16 protein-coding genes are annotated in these 14841 nt (G+C 67.0%); 6 read left to right on the forward strand and 10 right to left on the reverse strand.

Going from position 1 to position 14841, the window contains the following annotated elements:
• The first annotated feature begins 39 nt into the window (after positions 1–39).
• Both ABC347_RS07280 and ABC347_RS07285 read left to right on the forward strand, forming a co-directional pair.
• Positions 40–867: an SDR family oxidoreductase gene (locus ABC347_RS07280; RefSeq protein ID WP_413245068.1), complete on the forward strand. Its 828-nt coding sequence runs from the start codon at positions 40–42 to the stop codon at positions 865–867.
• Positions 864–2174, forward strand: coding sequence for an MFS transporter (locus ABC347_RS07285; RefSeq protein ID WP_413245069.1), 1311 nt, complete (start codon positions 864–866; stop codon positions 2172–2174). The genes ABC347_RS07280 and ABC347_RS07285 overlap by 4 nt, the downstream gene beginning before the upstream one ends.
• A gap of 118 nt (positions 2175–2292) precedes the next feature.
• Here ABC347_RS07285 and ABC347_RS07290 read toward each other — a convergent pair whose 3' ends face one another.
• The gene (locus ABC347_RS07290; protein WP_413245070.1) at positions 2293–2778 is read right to left on the reverse strand and encodes a nuclear transport factor 2 family protein; all 486 of its coding nucleotides are present in this window, start codon (positions 2776–2778) and stop codon (positions 2293–2295) included.
• 95 nt (positions 2779–2873) lie between these two features.
• On the opposite strand from ABC347_RS07290, the gene ABC347_RS07295 reads away from it, so the two are divergent.
• From ABC347_RS07295 to ABC347_RS07310, 4 genes are read left to right on the forward strand one after another with little or no spacing between them, the layout of a single operon-like run.
• Positions 2874–4088, forward strand: a complete 1215-nt coding sequence (locus tag ABC347_RS07295) for a cytochrome P450 (RefSeq protein ID WP_413245071.1) — start codon at positions 2874–2876, stop codon at positions 4086–4088.
• 16 nt (positions 4089–4104) lie between these two features.
• Positions 4105–4299, forward strand: coding sequence for a ferredoxin (locus tag ABC347_RS07300; RefSeq protein WP_413245072.1), 195 nt, complete (start codon positions 4105–4107; stop codon positions 4297–4299).
• Between the two features lies 1 nt (position 4300).
• On the forward strand, positions 4301–4624 hold the full coding sequence (locus tag ABC347_RS07305) for a 2Fe-2S iron-sulfur cluster-binding protein (RefSeq protein WP_413245073.1): 324 nt from the start codon (positions 4301–4303) through the stop codon (positions 4622–4624).
• Between the two features lie 17 nt (positions 4625–4641).
• Complete coding sequence (locus ABC347_RS07310; RefSeq protein ID WP_413245074.1) at positions 4642–5265, forward strand: TetR/AcrR family transcriptional regulator; 624 nt, start codon at positions 4642–4644, stop codon at positions 5263–5265.
• Here ABC347_RS07310 and ABC347_RS07315 read toward each other — a convergent pair.
• The 9 genes from ABC347_RS07315 to ABC347_RS07355 are packed head-to-tail and all read right to left on the reverse strand — an operon-like array spanning position 5238 to position 14743.
• Positions 5238–6575 (reverse strand): MFS transporter, encoded by a 1338-nt coding sequence (locus ABC347_RS07315; protein ID WP_413245075.1) that lies wholly within the window; start codon positions 6573–6575, stop codon positions 5238–5240. The two genes, ABC347_RS07310 and ABC347_RS07315, sit on opposite strands and share 28 nt — an antisense overlap.
• Positions 6568–7104, reverse strand: a complete 537-nt coding sequence (locus ABC347_RS07320) for a nuclear transport factor 2 family protein (RefSeq protein WP_413245076.1) — start codon at positions 7102–7104, stop codon at positions 6568–6570. Before ABC347_RS07320 ends, ABC347_RS07315 begins: the two co-directional genes overlap by 8 nt.
• Positions 7101–7997, reverse strand: a complete 897-nt coding sequence (locus ABC347_RS07325; RefSeq protein ID WP_413245077.1) for an alpha/beta fold hydrolase — start codon at positions 7995–7997, stop codon at positions 7101–7103. The genes ABC347_RS07320 and ABC347_RS07325 overlap by 4 nt, the downstream gene beginning before the upstream one ends.
• A gap of 4 nt (positions 7998–8001) precedes the next feature.
• On the reverse strand, positions 8002–9180 hold the full coding sequence (locus ABC347_RS07330; RefSeq protein ID WP_413245078.1) for an acyl-CoA dehydrogenase family protein: 1179 nt from the start codon (positions 9178–9180) through the stop codon (positions 8002–8004).
• Positions 9180–10187, reverse strand: coding sequence for an aldo/keto reductase (locus ABC347_RS07335; RefSeq protein ID WP_413245079.1), 1008 nt, complete (start codon positions 10185–10187; stop codon positions 9180–9182). The genes ABC347_RS07330 and ABC347_RS07335 overlap by 1 nt, the downstream gene beginning before the upstream one ends.
• Before the next feature lie 12 nt (positions 10188–10199).
• On the reverse strand, positions 10200–11375 hold the full coding sequence (locus tag ABC347_RS07340) for a thiolase family protein (RefSeq protein ID WP_413245080.1): 1176 nt from the start codon (positions 11373–11375) through the stop codon (positions 10200–10202).
• Positions 11372–12271 (reverse strand): 3-hydroxyacyl-CoA dehydrogenase, encoded by a 900-nt coding sequence (locus tag ABC347_RS07345; protein ID WP_413245081.1) that lies wholly within the window; start codon positions 12269–12271, stop codon positions 11372–11374. Before ABC347_RS07345 ends, ABC347_RS07340 begins: the two co-directional genes overlap by 4 nt.
• A gap of 34 nt (positions 12272–12305) precedes the next feature.
• Complete coding sequence (locus ABC347_RS07350; protein ID WP_413245082.1) at positions 12306–13097, reverse strand: enoyl-CoA hydratase/isomerase family protein; 792 nt, start codon at positions 13095–13097, stop codon at positions 12306–12308.
• On the reverse strand, positions 13094–14743 hold the full coding sequence (locus ABC347_RS07355) for an AMP-binding protein (RefSeq protein ID WP_413245083.1): 1650 nt from the start codon (positions 14741–14743) through the stop codon (positions 13094–13096). The genes ABC347_RS07350 and ABC347_RS07355 overlap by 4 nt, the downstream gene beginning before the upstream one ends.
• Positions 14744–14841 lie beyond the last annotated feature (98 nt).

Below are 14841 nucleotides of genomic sequence, written 5' to 3' on the forward strand. Positions count from 1 at the left end.
CTTGCCGATGGAGGCTGCCCGACGCTAACGAATGATGCGATGACAAGGCTGGAACAGGCCGTGCGACCGGAGGAGAAGGCGATGTCGGGACTGGCGGGCAAAGTCGTGGTCATCACTGGCGCGGCTGGCGGTCTGGGGGCGGCGACTGCGCGCAGGCTGGCCGAAAGCGATGCGCGGCTGATGCTGGCGGACATCCAAGATGAGGCCGGTCACGCGCTGGCAGCCGAACTGGGCGGCGATTATGTCCATGCCGACGTGACGCGCGAGGCGGATATCGAAGCGTTGGTCGACGCCGCCTGCGCCCGCCACGGACGGATCGACGTGATGATCAACAATGCCGGCGTCGTCGGCGTGAAATCGGGCGTGCGCGAGGTCAGCGCCGCGGAATGGGACGCGACGATCGCGATCCTGCTCGGATCCGTCTTCCATGGGATCAAGCATGCCGCGCGCCGCATGGTGCCGCAGCGCGATGGCGTGATCCTGTCCACCACCAGCATCGCCGGGCTCGGCCCGTTCGGCCCGCTCGTCTACAGCACCGCCAAGCATGGCGTGGTCGGCCTCACCCGATCGGCCGCGTCGGAGCTGGCCCCGCACAATATCCGCGTCAACGCGATCGCGCCCGGCACCGTGCCGACCGCGATGACTGGCAGCGTGTTCGGCAGCCTGGACGAGGTCCGCCGCACCGCCGCCGAACGCACGCCGCTCGGCACCGTGGTCGAGGCCGAGGATATCGCGGAAGGCTTCGCCTATCTCGCCGGGCGCGGCGGCCGTGCGATCACCGGCCAGGTGCTGACCATCGATGGCGGCATCACCGGCTGCCCGATCGGCAGCACCGCATTCGGCACCCGGCTCGGGCTGGCGCAATGAGCGTCGGCCTGCCCTACCCGCCCCGCACCACCGCCTGGTCCACAGTCGGCATCCTGCTGCTGTTCTACATGATCGCCTTCCTGGATCGGCAGATCCTGTCGCTGATGGCGATCCCGATCCAGACCGATCTGCAGCTCGACGATGTCCAGATCGGCCTGCTGAACGGTTTCTCGTTCGTGCTGCTCTATGCCTTTGCCGGCTTCTTCATGGGCTGGCTGATCGATCGTTATCGCCGCCGCATCATCGTGGTCGCGGGCGTCGTGATCTGGTCGCTCAGCTGCGTCGCGTGCGGGCTGGCGGAGAGCTTCGAGGCGTTGTTCATCGCGCGCGTAGGCGTGGGCACTGCGGAGGCGGCGCTGGTGCCTGCCGTCTATTCGATGCTGCGCGATCTGTTCCCGCCGTCGCGGCTGTCGCTTGCAAACGGCGTGTTCACGGTCGGCGGGTCGCTGGGCATCGGCCTGTCGTTCGCGCTCGGCGGATTGCTGATCCAATTCCTGGCGAGCGCTCCGACGACGCTACCTCTGCTGGGCACATTGCGTCCGTGGCAGGTGGCGTTCGTGCTGGCCGGCCTTCCCGGTATTGTGCTGGCCTGGCTGATGTTCGCGGTGCCCGAACCCGTGCGACGCGGAGCGCCGAATCCGGACAAGGGGCTGATCGCTCCGCTGCTGCGCTTCGTTGCCAGCCGCCCGCGCGCGGTGCTGTCGCATCTGGTCGGCACCTCGCTGTCTGCGTTGTGCGCCTATTCGGTGTTCGCGTGGGCGCCGTTGTTCCTGGGCCGCCGGTTCGAGCTCGATACGCTTTCGATCGGGCTGATGCTGGGGTTCGCGGTGGGCCCGTGCGCGATGGCGGGATCGCTGGTGGCCGGCGGCGTCGCCGATCGCTTCATGCGCCGCGGCGTGACCGATATCGCGTTCCGCATGATGGCGATTGCGCTCACCTTCGGCGCCTGCGCCTGCGCGCTGGCCTTCCAGATGACGTCGCTGCCGCTGTTCCTGCTGCTCGTCTCGATCAACGGATTCGTGCAGGGCATGAACGGCGCGATCACGCCGGCGGCGATGCAGCTGCTGGGCCCGGCGGGGCTGCGCGGCCAGCTCGGCGCCTGCTACCTGCTATTCTCCAGCCTGATCGGTGCCGGCCTGGGGCCGCTGCTGATCGGCGCGCTGACCGAACATGGCTTCGCCGATCGCGCGCGGGTCGGCGACTCGGTGTCGCTCGTGGTGCTGGGCGGCGGGCTTACCGGCGCGGTCCTGCTGTGGACCGCCCGTCACGCCTATCGCGCAGCGGTGGTCGCCAACGACGCGGGGTAGCGCGCCCTTCCCGCCCGCTTGTGTCGAGCGCAGTCGAGACACGCCGCGCACCGTTTGACGCGCGTCCCTCGACTGCGCTCGGGACGAACGGATCGATGGCCGTCGCGCGCGTGCGGGATCAGTCGAACAGTTCGAGATCGACGCGCAGCCGCGTCAGCAGCGATCGCTGAATCCGCCACTGCCCGTCGGCCTTGGTGTATTCCTCATGATAATGGCCCCAGCCGTGCAGCCGGCTCGTCATCCGGCCGTGGGCATCGAAATAGCGGTTCTGGTCCTCCATCGCGATGATGCCGCGCGCATTCGTGTCGTCGATGATCTCGATCTCGGGCATATGGCCGTGGTGCACGGTGGAGGCGGTGCCGGTGCGATCGCGGATGAAGGCGATGATGTTGGCGCGCCCCTCATTATACCATTCGGCGCTGAAGCGCTGGGCGGTTTCGGGATCGGTCGTCACGTTCGACATCGCTTGGCGCGCATCGAACACCGCATCCTCGGCGAACACCTGGGCCAGTTCGTCCCACTGCTTGGTATCCAGCGTGCGATAATAGCGCGCCTTGAGCTGTTTGATTGCCTCGATCGCCAGCAGCGTTTCCACTTCGGTCATGCGCCCTCTCCTGCTCCGCATCGAACTTGCGGTTTGACGGCCGAACAATAACAGCGTTATTAAAAGGCGCAACAATGTGATCAGGAGAGTGAGCGATGAGCCTGGCCAGCCCGGTGCCGCCGCATGTGCCCGCCGACCGGATATATGATTTCGACTTCCTGGCCGCGCCCGAGCTGTTGGCGGAACCGCATCGCCAGGTGCTGAAGCTCCACCGCGAGGCGCCCGAAATCTTCTGGACTCCGCGCAATGGCGGGCATTGGCTCGTGCCGCGCGCCGCCCCCGCGCTCGAAATGCTGCGCCGTTACGAGGATTTCTCGGCGCAGCCGCGGTTCAACCGATCGAAGGACCGGTGGCCGCGCACCGTGCCCAACCAATATGATCCGCCCGAACATACCGAGTTCCGCCGGATCCTGAACCCGTGGTTCTCGCCCGCTGCGGTCAACCGGCGCGAGGAGGAGATCCGCCAACTATCGGCCGAGTTGATCGATGCCGTGCTGGATCGCGGCGAATGCGAATTCGTCCACGACATCGCCGAGCATTTTTCGGTCACGATCTTCATGCAGATGGTCGAGGCGCCGATGGCGGATCGCCGGCGGTTGATCACCATGGCCGAACGCTACACCCACAGCCCTGACCAGCAGGAGCGCGAGGCCGGGCTGAAGGAACTGGCGACCTACCTGACCGATATCGTCGAGGAACGCCGCCGGAACCCCGGCACCGATCTCGTCAGCGATATCGTGCGTGCGCAGTTCAAAGGCCGCCCGCTCGATCATGACGAGCTGATCGGCATGGCGACCCTCGTATTCCTGGGTGGGCTCGACACGGTCACCGCGATGCTGTCGTTCGTGATGGCGTTCCTCGGCCGCAACCCGGATCATTATGCGCGGCTGACTGCCGATCCCGCCTTCATCGGCACCGCATCCGAGGAGCTGATGCGCGTCCACGGCGTGGCGATGATGGAGCGCGGTGCCACCCACGCCTTCGAGTTCCGCGGCGTTCATTTCGAGCCGGGCGACCGGATCGTGTTCATGCCGCAGATCTACGGGCTGGATGATCAGCAGATGAGCGACCCCGAGCGTGTCGATTTCGATCGCGAGCTGAGCGGGCATCTGGTGTTCGGATCGGGCGCGCATCGCTGCATCGGATCGCATCTCGCGCGGATCGAGCTGCGCCTGTTCCTTGAGGAATGGGTAAAGCGCGTGCCGCGTTTCACGCTCGAGCAGGATGCGCCGCTGCGTACCTCGGGCGGGCTGGTGTGGCAGCCGCTTGAAGTGCCGCTGCGCTGGGACGCGCCGGCGCAAGCGGCCTGATCGGGAGGATAGACGCATGCGGATCAAGGTGGATCGCACGATCTGCGCCGGGCACGCGCTCTGCGCGATCAAGGCGCCCGATCTCTACGAGCTCGACGATGATGGCTTCTGCATCTCGGATGGCGCGGTGGTGCCGCCGGGCCAGGAGGAGCAGGCCGAACTCGGTGCGCAATCCTGTCCTGAAAAGGCGATCACACTGGTGGAGGGTTGAGATGCCGACGCTGACGGTGATCCAGAAGGACGGCACGCGTGTTCCACTGTCCGCCGACGCCGGTCAGACCGTGATGGAAGCGGCTCTGAACGCCGACATTCGCGGCATCGCGGCCGAATGCGGCGGCGCGGCGGCGTGCGCCACCTGCCATATCTATGTCGAAGACGGGCCGATCGATCGGCTGCCGGCGATGGCGGAGGTTGAGGACGAACTGCTGGAGGGCGTGGCGGCGGAGCGGCGCGCTGAGAGCCGGCTGAGCTGCCAGATCCCGATCGACGATGCGATCGACGGACTTGTCATCCGGATACCCGAACGCCAATTCTGACGCCGGGGGAGACGGATGTGCCGCGGATCATCGACCATGATGCCAAACGCCGCGAGGTGGCGGCGCTCACCCGGAAGCTGATCGCCAGATCGGGCATCAACAATGTCTCGATGCGCAGCATCGCCGAAGCGGCAGGATCGAGCACTGCGGTCGTCTCCTATTATTTCTCCGACAAGAATGCGCTGCTGCTGCACATCTATCGCGAGAATATCGAGCGGGCGCGGGCGCGACGGAAGGCCATCCCGCGCGGCGGCATCGATCGGCTGCTGGAGTTTTGCGACGAGCTTCTGGTCACCACCGACGAGCAGGCGGAGGGGTGGGCGATCGCACTGGTCTTCACGGCGATGGCGACCAGCGACGAGCGCTTCGCCGAAGAATATCGCACCAATGTGATCCTGGCGCGCGAGCAGTTCCGCGTCCGCTTCAGCGATTGCGTGGCGCAGGGCGACGCCGATCCGGCGCTGGATTGCGAAGCCGCCGCGCGCCGGCTGCTGGCGCTGATCCAGGGTCTTTCGACAGAAGCCGCGATCGATCGCACGGACTGGTCGGCGGAGCGGCAACGCAAGTTGATCCGCGCGGAGATCGAAAGCCTGACCGGCCGGCCGATCCCCGATCAGAGCCTCGCCAGCGCCGACCGATAGGCCACCAACGCGCGCCACAACACGAAGGCCGCTGCAGCGGCCGATGCGCAGCAGACGATCGCCAGCGATGTGCCCAGCGCCGCGGGATCGCGAAACACATGGTCGGTCAGCAGCGCGATCAGCGTCGGCGGGATCGCGACGCCGATCAGCGAGACGACCAGCATGTAGAGCGACGTCGCGACACCGCGCATCCGGTTGGGCGTCACCGTCTGCAATGCGGATCCCGCCATCGGCATCGGCACGCTGCAGGTAAAGGTAACAAGCGCGCAGACGGAGAGCGCCGCGCCATAGCTTTGAAGGAAGGGCAACAGCGCGCACAGCGGCACCAGCAGGATGCAGGCGATCATGCCGATCCGCAGATTATAGTCGGGGTAGCCGCGAGCCGCGAGCCAGCGGCCCATCAGCGGCGCGCACAGCACGCCGAAACAGCCGGCCAGCAGCATCACCGCGCCATATTGCAGCCCGATCGCGCCCAGCGACACATCGAACTTGCGTACCAGCAGCGTGGGGATCCAGGCCGGAAACGCATAGAAGGTGATCGTCTGAAGCGAGATACCACCATAGAAGCCGCCGTAGAAACGGCGCTCGCGGAGAAAGAAGGCTGCCACCTCGCGCAGCGGCGGGGCGGCACCGGGGGCGGCACTCGCGCCATCCTGTGCGCGGGCCGGTTCGCGTACGACGAGCAGGATCGTGAGCAGCGGCACGAGGCCAACCAGGCCCGCCACGATGAACGTGACCCGCCAGGGCGCCAGCCCGCCGGCGATCGCGGGCGCATCCACCGCCAGCGCGTTGATCACGGTGCCGCCCAGCATCAGCGCGAGCCCGCCGCCCAGATAGGGGCCGAGCAGGAACAGGCTCATCGCACGCGGCAGCCGCTCGCGGCTGAAATAATCGGCGATCAGCGACCAGGCGGACGGCATCAGGCAGGCTTCCGCCGCGCCGACGCCGACGCGCGCGAGGAAGAGCAGCCAGAAGCTGCCCGCCAATCCGCAGCCGATGGTGAACAGGCTCCATAGCCCGATCACGAGAACGCACAGGTTGCGCCGGTGCCAGGTATCGGCCAACCGCCCGCCGATCGGCGCGAACAGCGCGAACGGGATCACGAATGCGACCCCGATCAGCAGGCTGACGCGCGTATCGTCGAGCGCGAACGCCGCGCGGATCGGCTCCACCAGCAGGTTCAGCACCTGCCGATCGATGAAGGCGAAGGTATAGCCCAGCAGCAGCGCGGCAGTGACGAACCAGGCATAGCGATCATCACGGACGTGGGTCGCGGTCGGCACGGCGCCCGCGTTCGGCAGATCAGCCACCTGCATAGAAATCGCGCCAGCTCTCCAACCGCTCGGGCCAGTCCGCATCGATTGCTTGGCCACCGATCCGGAACCGGCCGATATCGCCGGTCAGCGCGCCATAATCGCTGGCCGCGACATAATAGAGGAAACCCAGGGCGCGCTCCGCGAACTGCCAGCGCCCGTCGCTGCGCACATAGTGATCATGATAGCGGATCGCGGTCAGGTGTAGCCGTTTCTCGCGCCATACCTCGGCATGGGCTGTCGTAATTCCGGTGGCGCGATCGCCATTGCCCGGATCGAAGTCGATCACCTGATCGTGGACGACATGGAAGCTGGGACCGAGCCCGCCCAATTGGCGACGGAACTCCCCCTCGATCGCATCCCGGCCCTCCGCGCGAAAGCTGCCGTTCTGGGATCGGAATACGGCTTCGCTCGCGAACAGGCCAGACAGCGTGTCGATCGCACGACTATCGACCGCGAGCGCATAGCGCGAGACGAGATCACGCAGCGCGATCCGGTCCGCCGCCGTCTGCAACTCCGCGCTCATGCCGCCTTCTCCACCGACGTGAAGAACTCCGCCAGGATCGCGGCGGTCGCTGCCGGCTGCTGGTCGAGGAAGAAATGCCCGCCCGGCACGGTGGCGCTGCGCACGTCGCTGCAGCGCTCGCGCCATTCCGCCTCGATATCGAACAAAGTCGTCATGATCCCGTCCGCCGCCCACAGCGCCAGCACCGGGCATTCCACCTTCACGTCAAGTTCGGCGCGGTCATGATCGAGATCGGTCGACCGCCCCGCCCGGTAATCCGAACAGGAGGCGTGGATCATGGCCGGATCGTTCCAGCAGCGGCGATATTCGGCCAGCATCTCTGGATCGAACGCGGCCAGCGTGGTGCCCCCGTTACTGCCCAGGCAATGGCCGAAATAATAGTCCGGGTCTGCCCCGATCAGCGTTTCGGGATAGGGGGCCGGCTGCGGCAGAAAATACCATTGCCAATAGACATGGGCGAGCGTGCGATCCGCCTTCATGTACATCGCATAGGTGGGCACCATATCGAGCATGCCTGCCGATCTCACACGATCCGGCCAATCCAGTGCCAGCCGGTGCGTCACCCGGCCACCGCGATCATGGCCGGCGACGTGAAAGGCGGGGAAGCCCAGCGCCTCCATCATCAGCGCCTGATCGCGCGCCATCGCGCGGAAGGAATATAACGTGTTGGCGGCGTCGTTGGCGGGCTTCGCGCTATCGCCATAGCCGCGCAGATCAGCGCAGACGACGGTGAAGTGGTCCGCCAGCAGCGGCGCGACCTTTGCCCACATAAAGCGGTTCTGCGGATAGCCGTGCAGCAGCAACACGGGCGGACCGCTGCCGCCGATCGCATAGGCGATCTCGGTACCCTCGACCGTGCAGCGATCCTGGCGGAAGCCTTCGAACAGCGCCATCCGGTCAGCCCCGTGCCCTGCCGGCGATCAGCGCGCGGGCGATGATCAGCTTCTGCACTTCGGATGCGCCCTCGTAGATGCGCATCGGCCGCGCCTCGCGGTAGAGCTTTTCGATCAGGCTTCCGCGATGGACGCCGGCGCCGCCGCTCAGCTGCACCGCCTTGTCCACGATCCGGCCCGCCGCCTCGGCCGCCGCCAGCTTCGCCATCGAGGGGCCATAGCTGCTGCGATCGCCGCGCACGTCGTGCGCCCAGGCGGCGCGATAGACGGAAAGCGCGGCGGTATCGAGATCGGTCGCCATGTCGGCCAGCGTCATCTGCACGCCCTGCAGTTCGGCCATCGGCTTGCCGAACAGCTGGCGGGTGCGCACGCGCGCCAGCGTCTCCCCCATCGCGCGACGCGCAAGGCCGATCGCGGCGGCACCGACCGAGGGGCGGAAGATGTCGAACGCGCCCATCGCCACCTTGAAGCCCTGCCCCGCCTCGCCGATCAGCGCGTCTGCGCCGACGCGGCAGCCGTCGAACGTCATGCTGGCGGCGGGATGGTCGGCAATGAAGTCCATCTGTTCGCCCACGCTCAGACCCGGCGTGTCGGCATCGACGATGAAGGCGGAAAGGCCGCGCGAGCCCTGTGCCTCGCCGGTGCGGGCGATCACCACATAATGATCCGCGAAGCCCGCGTTGGAGATGAAGGTCTTCGCGCCGTCGATCACAAAATCGTCGCCGTCCCGCGTGGCGGTGGTGGCGGTGGCGGCCACGTCAGATCCGCCGTCCGGCTCGGTCAGTGCGAACGCGGCGACGGCCTCGCCACGGCGGCAGCGATCGAGATAGCGGGCCTTCTGCGCATCGGTGCCATGCTGCTGGATGGCGAGCGTGCCGATCCCCTGCATTGTGAACAGCGCATCGAACAGCGCCTCGTCATAGGTTAGCGCCTCGCGGATCACGCACAGCGAGCGCACGTCGAACGCATCGAATGCGGGCGGCACGACATGCGCGAGCAACCCCGCCTCGCCCAGCGAGCGGACGATTGCCCGGTTGCGCGCCAGTGGATCGCCATCGCCTTCGAAGCGGCCATGCGCGTCGGCCAGCCAGCGCTGCACCTGTTGGGCCAGCCCATAGTGGGCGGGCTCGAAGAAGGGCCAGTCCCACAGCGTCCAACGCTGGTCGGGCAATGTGTCGGTCATTATCGCACCGCCTCGGGCGCGCCCTTGAAGTTCGCGTCGTAACGCCCTCCCGCCGCGCCACCCACCGGCAGGATGTCGTCGAGCCGCGCGAGCGCCTCCGCATCCAGTGAGACGTTCACCGCGCCGACATTCTCCTCCAGATATTTGATGCGCTTGGTGCCCGGGATCGGGATCACGTCCTGCCCGCGATGGAGCAGCCACGCGATCGCCACCTGACCCGCGGTGCAGCCCCGTTCCTCAGCCAGCGCGCGGACCTGCGCCACCAACGCCTGGTTGCGATCGAAATTCTCGCCCTGGAAACGCGGCGATGTGAGGCGGAAATCATCCTGCGCCAGCGCCCCGGCAGATGGGATCGCCCCGGTCAGGAAACCGCGGCCGAGGGGACTGTACGCGACGAAGGCGATGCCGAGTTCGCGGCACGCGGGGAGCACGTCCAGCTCGGGCTCACGCGTCCACAGCGAATATTCGGATTGCAGCGCCGCGATCGGATGCGTGGCCTGCGCGCGGCGCAGCACATCCTCGGTCACTTCGGAAAGGCCGATGCCGCGGATCTTGCCTTCGTCCTTCAGCCGGGCAAGCGCGCCCACCGTCTCCTCGATCGGCACGGCGGGATCGGCGCGGTGGACATAATAGAGGTCGATCGTCTCGACGCCGAGCCGGGCGAGCGACTCCTCGCAGCATTGCCGCATATAGGCCGGCGAATTGTCGATCCCGCGGTCATAGGTGCTGCCTTCCGGCCCTTCCGGATCGCGTACCACGCCGAACTTGCTGGCGATGGTGATGCGGTCGCGCTTGTCGGCGGCGAACCGGCCGACCAGCTGCTCGTTATGCCCGCGGCCATAGACATTCGACGTATCGTAATGGGTGATGCCCAGCTCGAAAGCGCGTTCCAGCGTGCGCAGCGATTCCGTGTCGTCATGCGATCCATAGAATTCGGACATGCCCATGCAGCCGAACCCCAGGATCGAGCTCGACACGCCGGATTGGCCCAGCTTCAGCTCACGCACCGATACTCTCCCTCAATCCAGCCGTTCGATCACGGTCGCAGTGCCCAGCCCGCCCGCGCAGCAGATCGCCTGGCAGCCATAGCGCGCGCCGCGCCGTTCCAGCTCGTTCAGCAGCGTCGTCATGATACGGGCACCGGTGGCACCCAGCGGGTGGCCGAGCGCAATCGCGCCGCCATTAACGTTCAGCCGATCATGGCCGACGTCCAGCTCCTTCATCCACAACAGGGGTACCGATGCGAACGCCTCGTTGACCTCGAACAGATCGATTTCGTCCAGCGTCAGCCCGGCCCGGTCCAGCGCCTTGCGGGTGGCCGCGATCGGTCCGGTCAGCATCAGTTCGGGATCGGAGCCGACGACCGCCACCGACCGGATCCGCGCACGCGGGCGCAGGCCGAGTTCGGCCGCCTTGTCAGCGGACATCAGCAGCAGCGCCGCCGCCCCGTCGCAGATCTGCGATGCGTTGCCGGCGGAAACGCGCCCGCCATCGGGGCGGAACACCGTCTTCAGCGTCGCAAGCTTCTCGGCGGTGGTGCCGCGGCGGATCGTCTCGTCGGCGGCCAGCGTGCCGCGCGGCGCATCGGCCGGCGCTTCGGCGACATGATCGATCGGCACCTGCACGATCTGGCTGTCGAACCACCCGGCGTCGGCCGCTGCCGCCGCCCGCCGATGGCTTTCCATCGCGTAAGCGTCATGATCGGCGCGCGTGAAGCCGGCCTGATCGGAGATCACCTCGGCTGCCTCGCCCTGCGATGTCAGGTCGAACCGCTCGGTCAGCATCCGGCCGAAAGTCTCGCCATGCACGTCGCGATTGCCGCCCATCGGCACGCGCGTCATGCTTTCCGCGCCGCCCGCCACCATCACGTCGGATACGCCCGCCTTGATCGCCGCATAGGCGACGTGGATCGCGGCTTCGGACGATCCGCACTTCCGATCGACCGTCATGCCCGGGATCTTGTCCGGCCAGCCGGCGGACAGCAGCGCAGTGCGCGCGATATTGCCGCACTGTTCGCCCACCTGGGTGACGCAGCCGAATACGACATCGTCGATCAGCGCGGGATCGACGCCATTGCGCTCCGCCAAGCCGTTCAGGACGACGGTTGCCAGATGATCGGCGCGAACATCGGACAGGGCTCCCTTGAACTTGCCGATCGGCGTGCGCAGCGCATCGACGATGACGACGTCCGTCACAGGCCCACCTTCAGGCCGGAGCCCGGAATCTTCGCGCCGCTGGCGTCATACTCGTAAACGCCGCGGCCGACTTTGCGGCCGTGGCGGCCCGATTTCACCATCTTGATGATCAGCGGGCACGGGCGGAATTTCTCGCCCAGCACCGTGTGCAGATATTGCAGCACCTTCAGCCGCGTATCCCAGCCGGTCAAGTCGCCCAGCTCGAGCGGGCCCATCGGATGATTGAACGCCATCCGCATCGCCTTGTCGACATCCTCGGCGGATGCCACGCCTTCGGCCAGCATGTACATGGCCTCGTTGCCCATCAGCGCGGACATACGGCTGGTGGTAAAGCCCGGTGCTTCGGCCACCACGATATGATCCTTGCCGAGCCCACCGATCCAGCCCTTGGCCACGGCCAGCGCCTCGTCGCTCGTCTCCAGCCCTCGGATCAACTCGACCAGCTTCATCTTGGGTACGGGATTGAAGAAATGCATGCCGATCACGCGGCTGGCATCGCCCACGACGCTCGCGATCTCGCTGATGCTGAGTGCCGAGGTGTTGGTGGCGATCAGGGCGTCGGCGGGCAGCACCGCCTCCGCCGCCCGCAGGATGGCGTGCTTGATTTCCAGTTGCTCGGTCGCGGTCTCGATCAGCAGCGCGGCATCCGCCGCTTGCGCGTCGATCTGCGCGGTGGCCGTGATCCGGGCGCGGGCCGCAGCGGCATCGCTATCGGCGATCTTGCCGCGCGCGACCCCGTCGTCCAGCAGCTTCGCGATCGCGGCTACCGCCTTGTCGCGCTGTTCGCCGCTGGTGTCGACCAGCAGCACCGGATGCCCCGCCACCGCGAAGCCGTGCGCGATGCCGGTGCCCATCAGCCCCGCGCCGACGACGACGACCTGTCCCTCAGTCCTCATTCGATCCCCCGCTGCGGGACGCCCCGGCCCGCCATCATGATCCCGTGAAATTGGGCGGCCGCTTCTCGCGGAACGCCGCCGCCGCCTCGACCCGGTCCGCCGTCCCGGTCAGCAGCGCGAACAGGCTCTTCTCGATCCGGAGACCGGTCGCCAGATCGGTCTCGCTGCCGGTGATCGCGGCTTCCTTGACGTAAGCAATCGCCGCCGGCGGCCGCGATCCGATCAGCTCCGCCAGCCGCAGCGCCTCCGCGATGGCACTGCTGCGATCGTCGGCAAGCCGAGTGACGAGCCCGATGCGGTGCGCTTCCGTCGCATCGATCCGCTCGCCGGTCAGCAGCATGTCGAGCGCGCGCGACAAGCCGATCAGGCGCGGCAGCCGCTGCGTGCCGCCCCCGCCCGGGATCAGCCCCAGCGCAGTTTCGGGAAGCGCGAACCGCGCATTGGCAGCGGCCACGCGGATGTCGCATGCCAGCGCGATTTCCATGCCCCCGCCCAGGCACATGCCGTGCACCGCGGCGATCACCGGCTTCGTCACCCGATCGATCGCCTCGATCCAGCTCGCCGGCATCAGCCGCTTGCGCTCAGCTGCCGGCGATCCGATCGCGCGACCCTCCTTGATGTCCGCGCCCGCGCAGAAGCCGCGCTCGCCCGCGCCGCAGATCACGATCGCGCGAACCGCGGCATCCGCCTCCAGCTCGGCCATCAGCACCGGAAAGCCGGTGCGGATCGCATCGTTAAAGGCGTTGATCACGTCTGGCCGATTGAGCGTGACGAGCGCGGTCGCGCCCCGCCGCTCGATCAGGATCGGGGCATCGCCGTCGCTCATGCTGCCGCCTGCCCCGCGCCGGCATTGAGCCGATCCCAGGTGCCGGCACCTATGCCGCGCTCGCGCAGCTCCTTCTTGCGTACCTTCTCGGTCGCGGTCTGCGGCAGCGCATCGATATATTCGATGTAGCGCGGCACCATGAAGGCGGGCAGCTGGCGTTCGCAATTCGCGATCAGTTCGGCTTGGGCGACGCTTGCGCCGGGCTTCAGCACGACGAACGCCATCACCTCATCCTCGCCCGCCGCTTCGTCCGCGCGGACGCCGACGACTGCGCACTCGGCGACCGCGGGATGCGCGCGCACGCCCGCCTCGACTTCGAACGACGAGATGTTCTCGCCGCGGCGGCGCAGCGCATCCTTCACCCGGTCCACGAAATAATACCAGCCGTCGGCGTCGCGGCGCAGCCCGTCGCCGGTGTGGAACCACAGGTCCCGCCAGGCTTCGACCGTCTTTTCGGGCATGCCGAGATATTCGCTGCAGATGATGCCGGGCGCCTTCGGCCGCACAAGCAGCTCGCCAGATTGCCCCTCGGGAACGTCCAGTCCGGTCTCGGGATCGGCCAGCCGCACCTCGAACCACTGATCGACCAGCACGCCCGATGCGCCGTCCGGCCGCGGCGCGCCAAGCGGCGTCATGAAGACGTTCGAGATCTCGGTCTGGCCGAAGCCGTCGACATAGTCGGACACGCCGAACCGCTCGGTAAAGCGTCGGCCGAGTTCGGGCGCGAGCGGTGCCGCATAGATGGTGCGCACTTTGTGGGTGCGGTCATCATTGCTTGGCGGTTGCGCGAGGATGAAGGCCATCGTCGCGCCGAGCAGGTTGGTAACGGTGGCCCCGGACGTGCGCGCCCGCGACGCCCACTGCGATGCGCTGAACTTTGGATAGAGCACCACCCGCGCGCCTGCGATCAGCGCGGGATAGACCGTAAGGAACTGCGCGTTGCCGTGGAACAGCGGGAACGCCGTCATATACACGTCGTCCGGCCCCAGCCGGGTCAGCTGCACATCTTCCTCGGCGAAGAAATAGAATTGGGAGTGCGGCATCAGCACGCCCTTCGACACGCCGGTCGTGCCCGATGTCATCAGCACCGCCGCCGGATCGGACGGCGTGATCGTGACGCCGGGATCGGAGGCGTCGTCGGACACGATCGCGTCGAAGCCGATGGTACGGATCCGCGCGAACGAAGGAGCCGACACGGGCGAGCCAGCCTCCACCAGCACGATCGTGTGCAGCAGCGGCAGATCATCCTCGATCTCGACCAGCCGGGCGGCGAGATCGGCCGTGCTGACGAGGATGCCCGCGCTGCTCAGCTGAAGCGGATGCGCCAGGAACCGCCCCTTGTAGGCGTCGCTAATCGCAACCTCGACCGCCCCGAGCTTCGCCAGCGCGAACCAGGCCTGGATGAATTCGAGGCAATTCGGCAGCAGCAGGCCGACCATGGCTCCCTTGCCGACGCCAAGCGAGGACAGGCCGTTCGCGATGCGGTTGGTCAGCGTATCGATCTGCTCATAGCTGAGCGTCTCGCCAGTCTCGCCCCATGTCAGGAAAGGGGAAGCGCCGCGTGCCGCGACCTGCGCACGCAGAACGGCCGGCAGCGTCCAGCGATCACGCGGGAAGTGCGGCTCGAAATGCGGGAAGGTCAACATGGCAACGGCATCCTCTGCAGGCCTCGTCGCGAAGCTCGATATATTTTCGATTGGCATTCGTATACGCCGATACGCCGGACGCAAGCAAAAACTCCGGC

This window comes from Sphingomonas canaveralia (assembly GCF_047238125.1).
Classification (GTDB): Bacteria; Pseudomonadota; Alphaproteobacteria; order Sphingomonadales; family Sphingomonadaceae; genus JBDFMH01.

Bases quoted from the DNA above. Each gene is read 5' to 3' on its own strand.
- ABC347_RS07290 (WP_413245070.1), bottom strand. From the start codon at position 2,778: ATGACCGAAGTGGAAACGCTGCTGGCGATCGAGGCAATCAAACAGCTC.
- ABC347_RS07295 (WP_413245071.1), top strand. From the start codon at position 2,874: ATGAGCCTGGCCAGCCCGGTGCCGCCGCATGTGCCCGCCGACCGGATA.
- ABC347_RS07280 (WP_413245068.1), top strand. From the start codon at position 40: ATGACAAGGCTGGAACAGGCCGTGCGACCGGAGGAGAAGGCGATGTCG.
- ABC347_RS07300 (WP_413245072.1), top strand. From the start codon at position 4,105: ATGCGGATCAAGGTGGATCGCACGATCTGCGCCGGGCACGCGCTCTGC.
- ABC347_RS07305 (WP_413245073.1), top strand. From the start codon at position 4,301: ATGCCGACGCTGACGGTGATCCAGAAGGACGGCACGCGTGTTCCACTG.
- ABC347_RS07355 (WP_413245083.1), bottom strand. From the start codon at position 14,743: ATGTTGACCTTCCCGCATTTCGAGCCGCACTTCCCGCGTGATCGCTGG.
- ABC347_RS07350 (WP_413245082.1), bottom strand. From the start codon at position 13,097: ATGAGCGACGGCGATGCCCCGATCCTGATCGAGCGGCGGGGCGCGACC.
- ABC347_RS07345 (WP_413245081.1), bottom strand. From the start codon at position 12,271: ATGAGGACTGAGGGACAGGTCGTCGTCGTCGGCGCGGGGCTGATGGGC.
- ABC347_RS07325 (WP_413245077.1), bottom strand. From the start codon at position 7,997: ATGGCGCTGTTCGAAGGCTTCCGCCAGGATCGCTGCACGGTCGAGGGT.
- ABC347_RS07330 (WP_413245078.1), bottom strand. From the start codon at position 9,180: ATGACCGACACATTGCCCGACCAGCGTTGGACGCTGTGGGACTGGCCC.
- ABC347_RS07320 (WP_413245076.1), bottom strand. From the start codon at position 7,104: ATGAGCGCGGAGTTGCAGACGGCGGCGGACCGGATCGCGCTGCGTGAT.
- ABC347_RS07285 (WP_413245069.1), top strand. From the start codon at position 864: ATGAGCGTCGGCCTGCCCTACCCGCCCCGCACCACCGCCTGGTCCACA.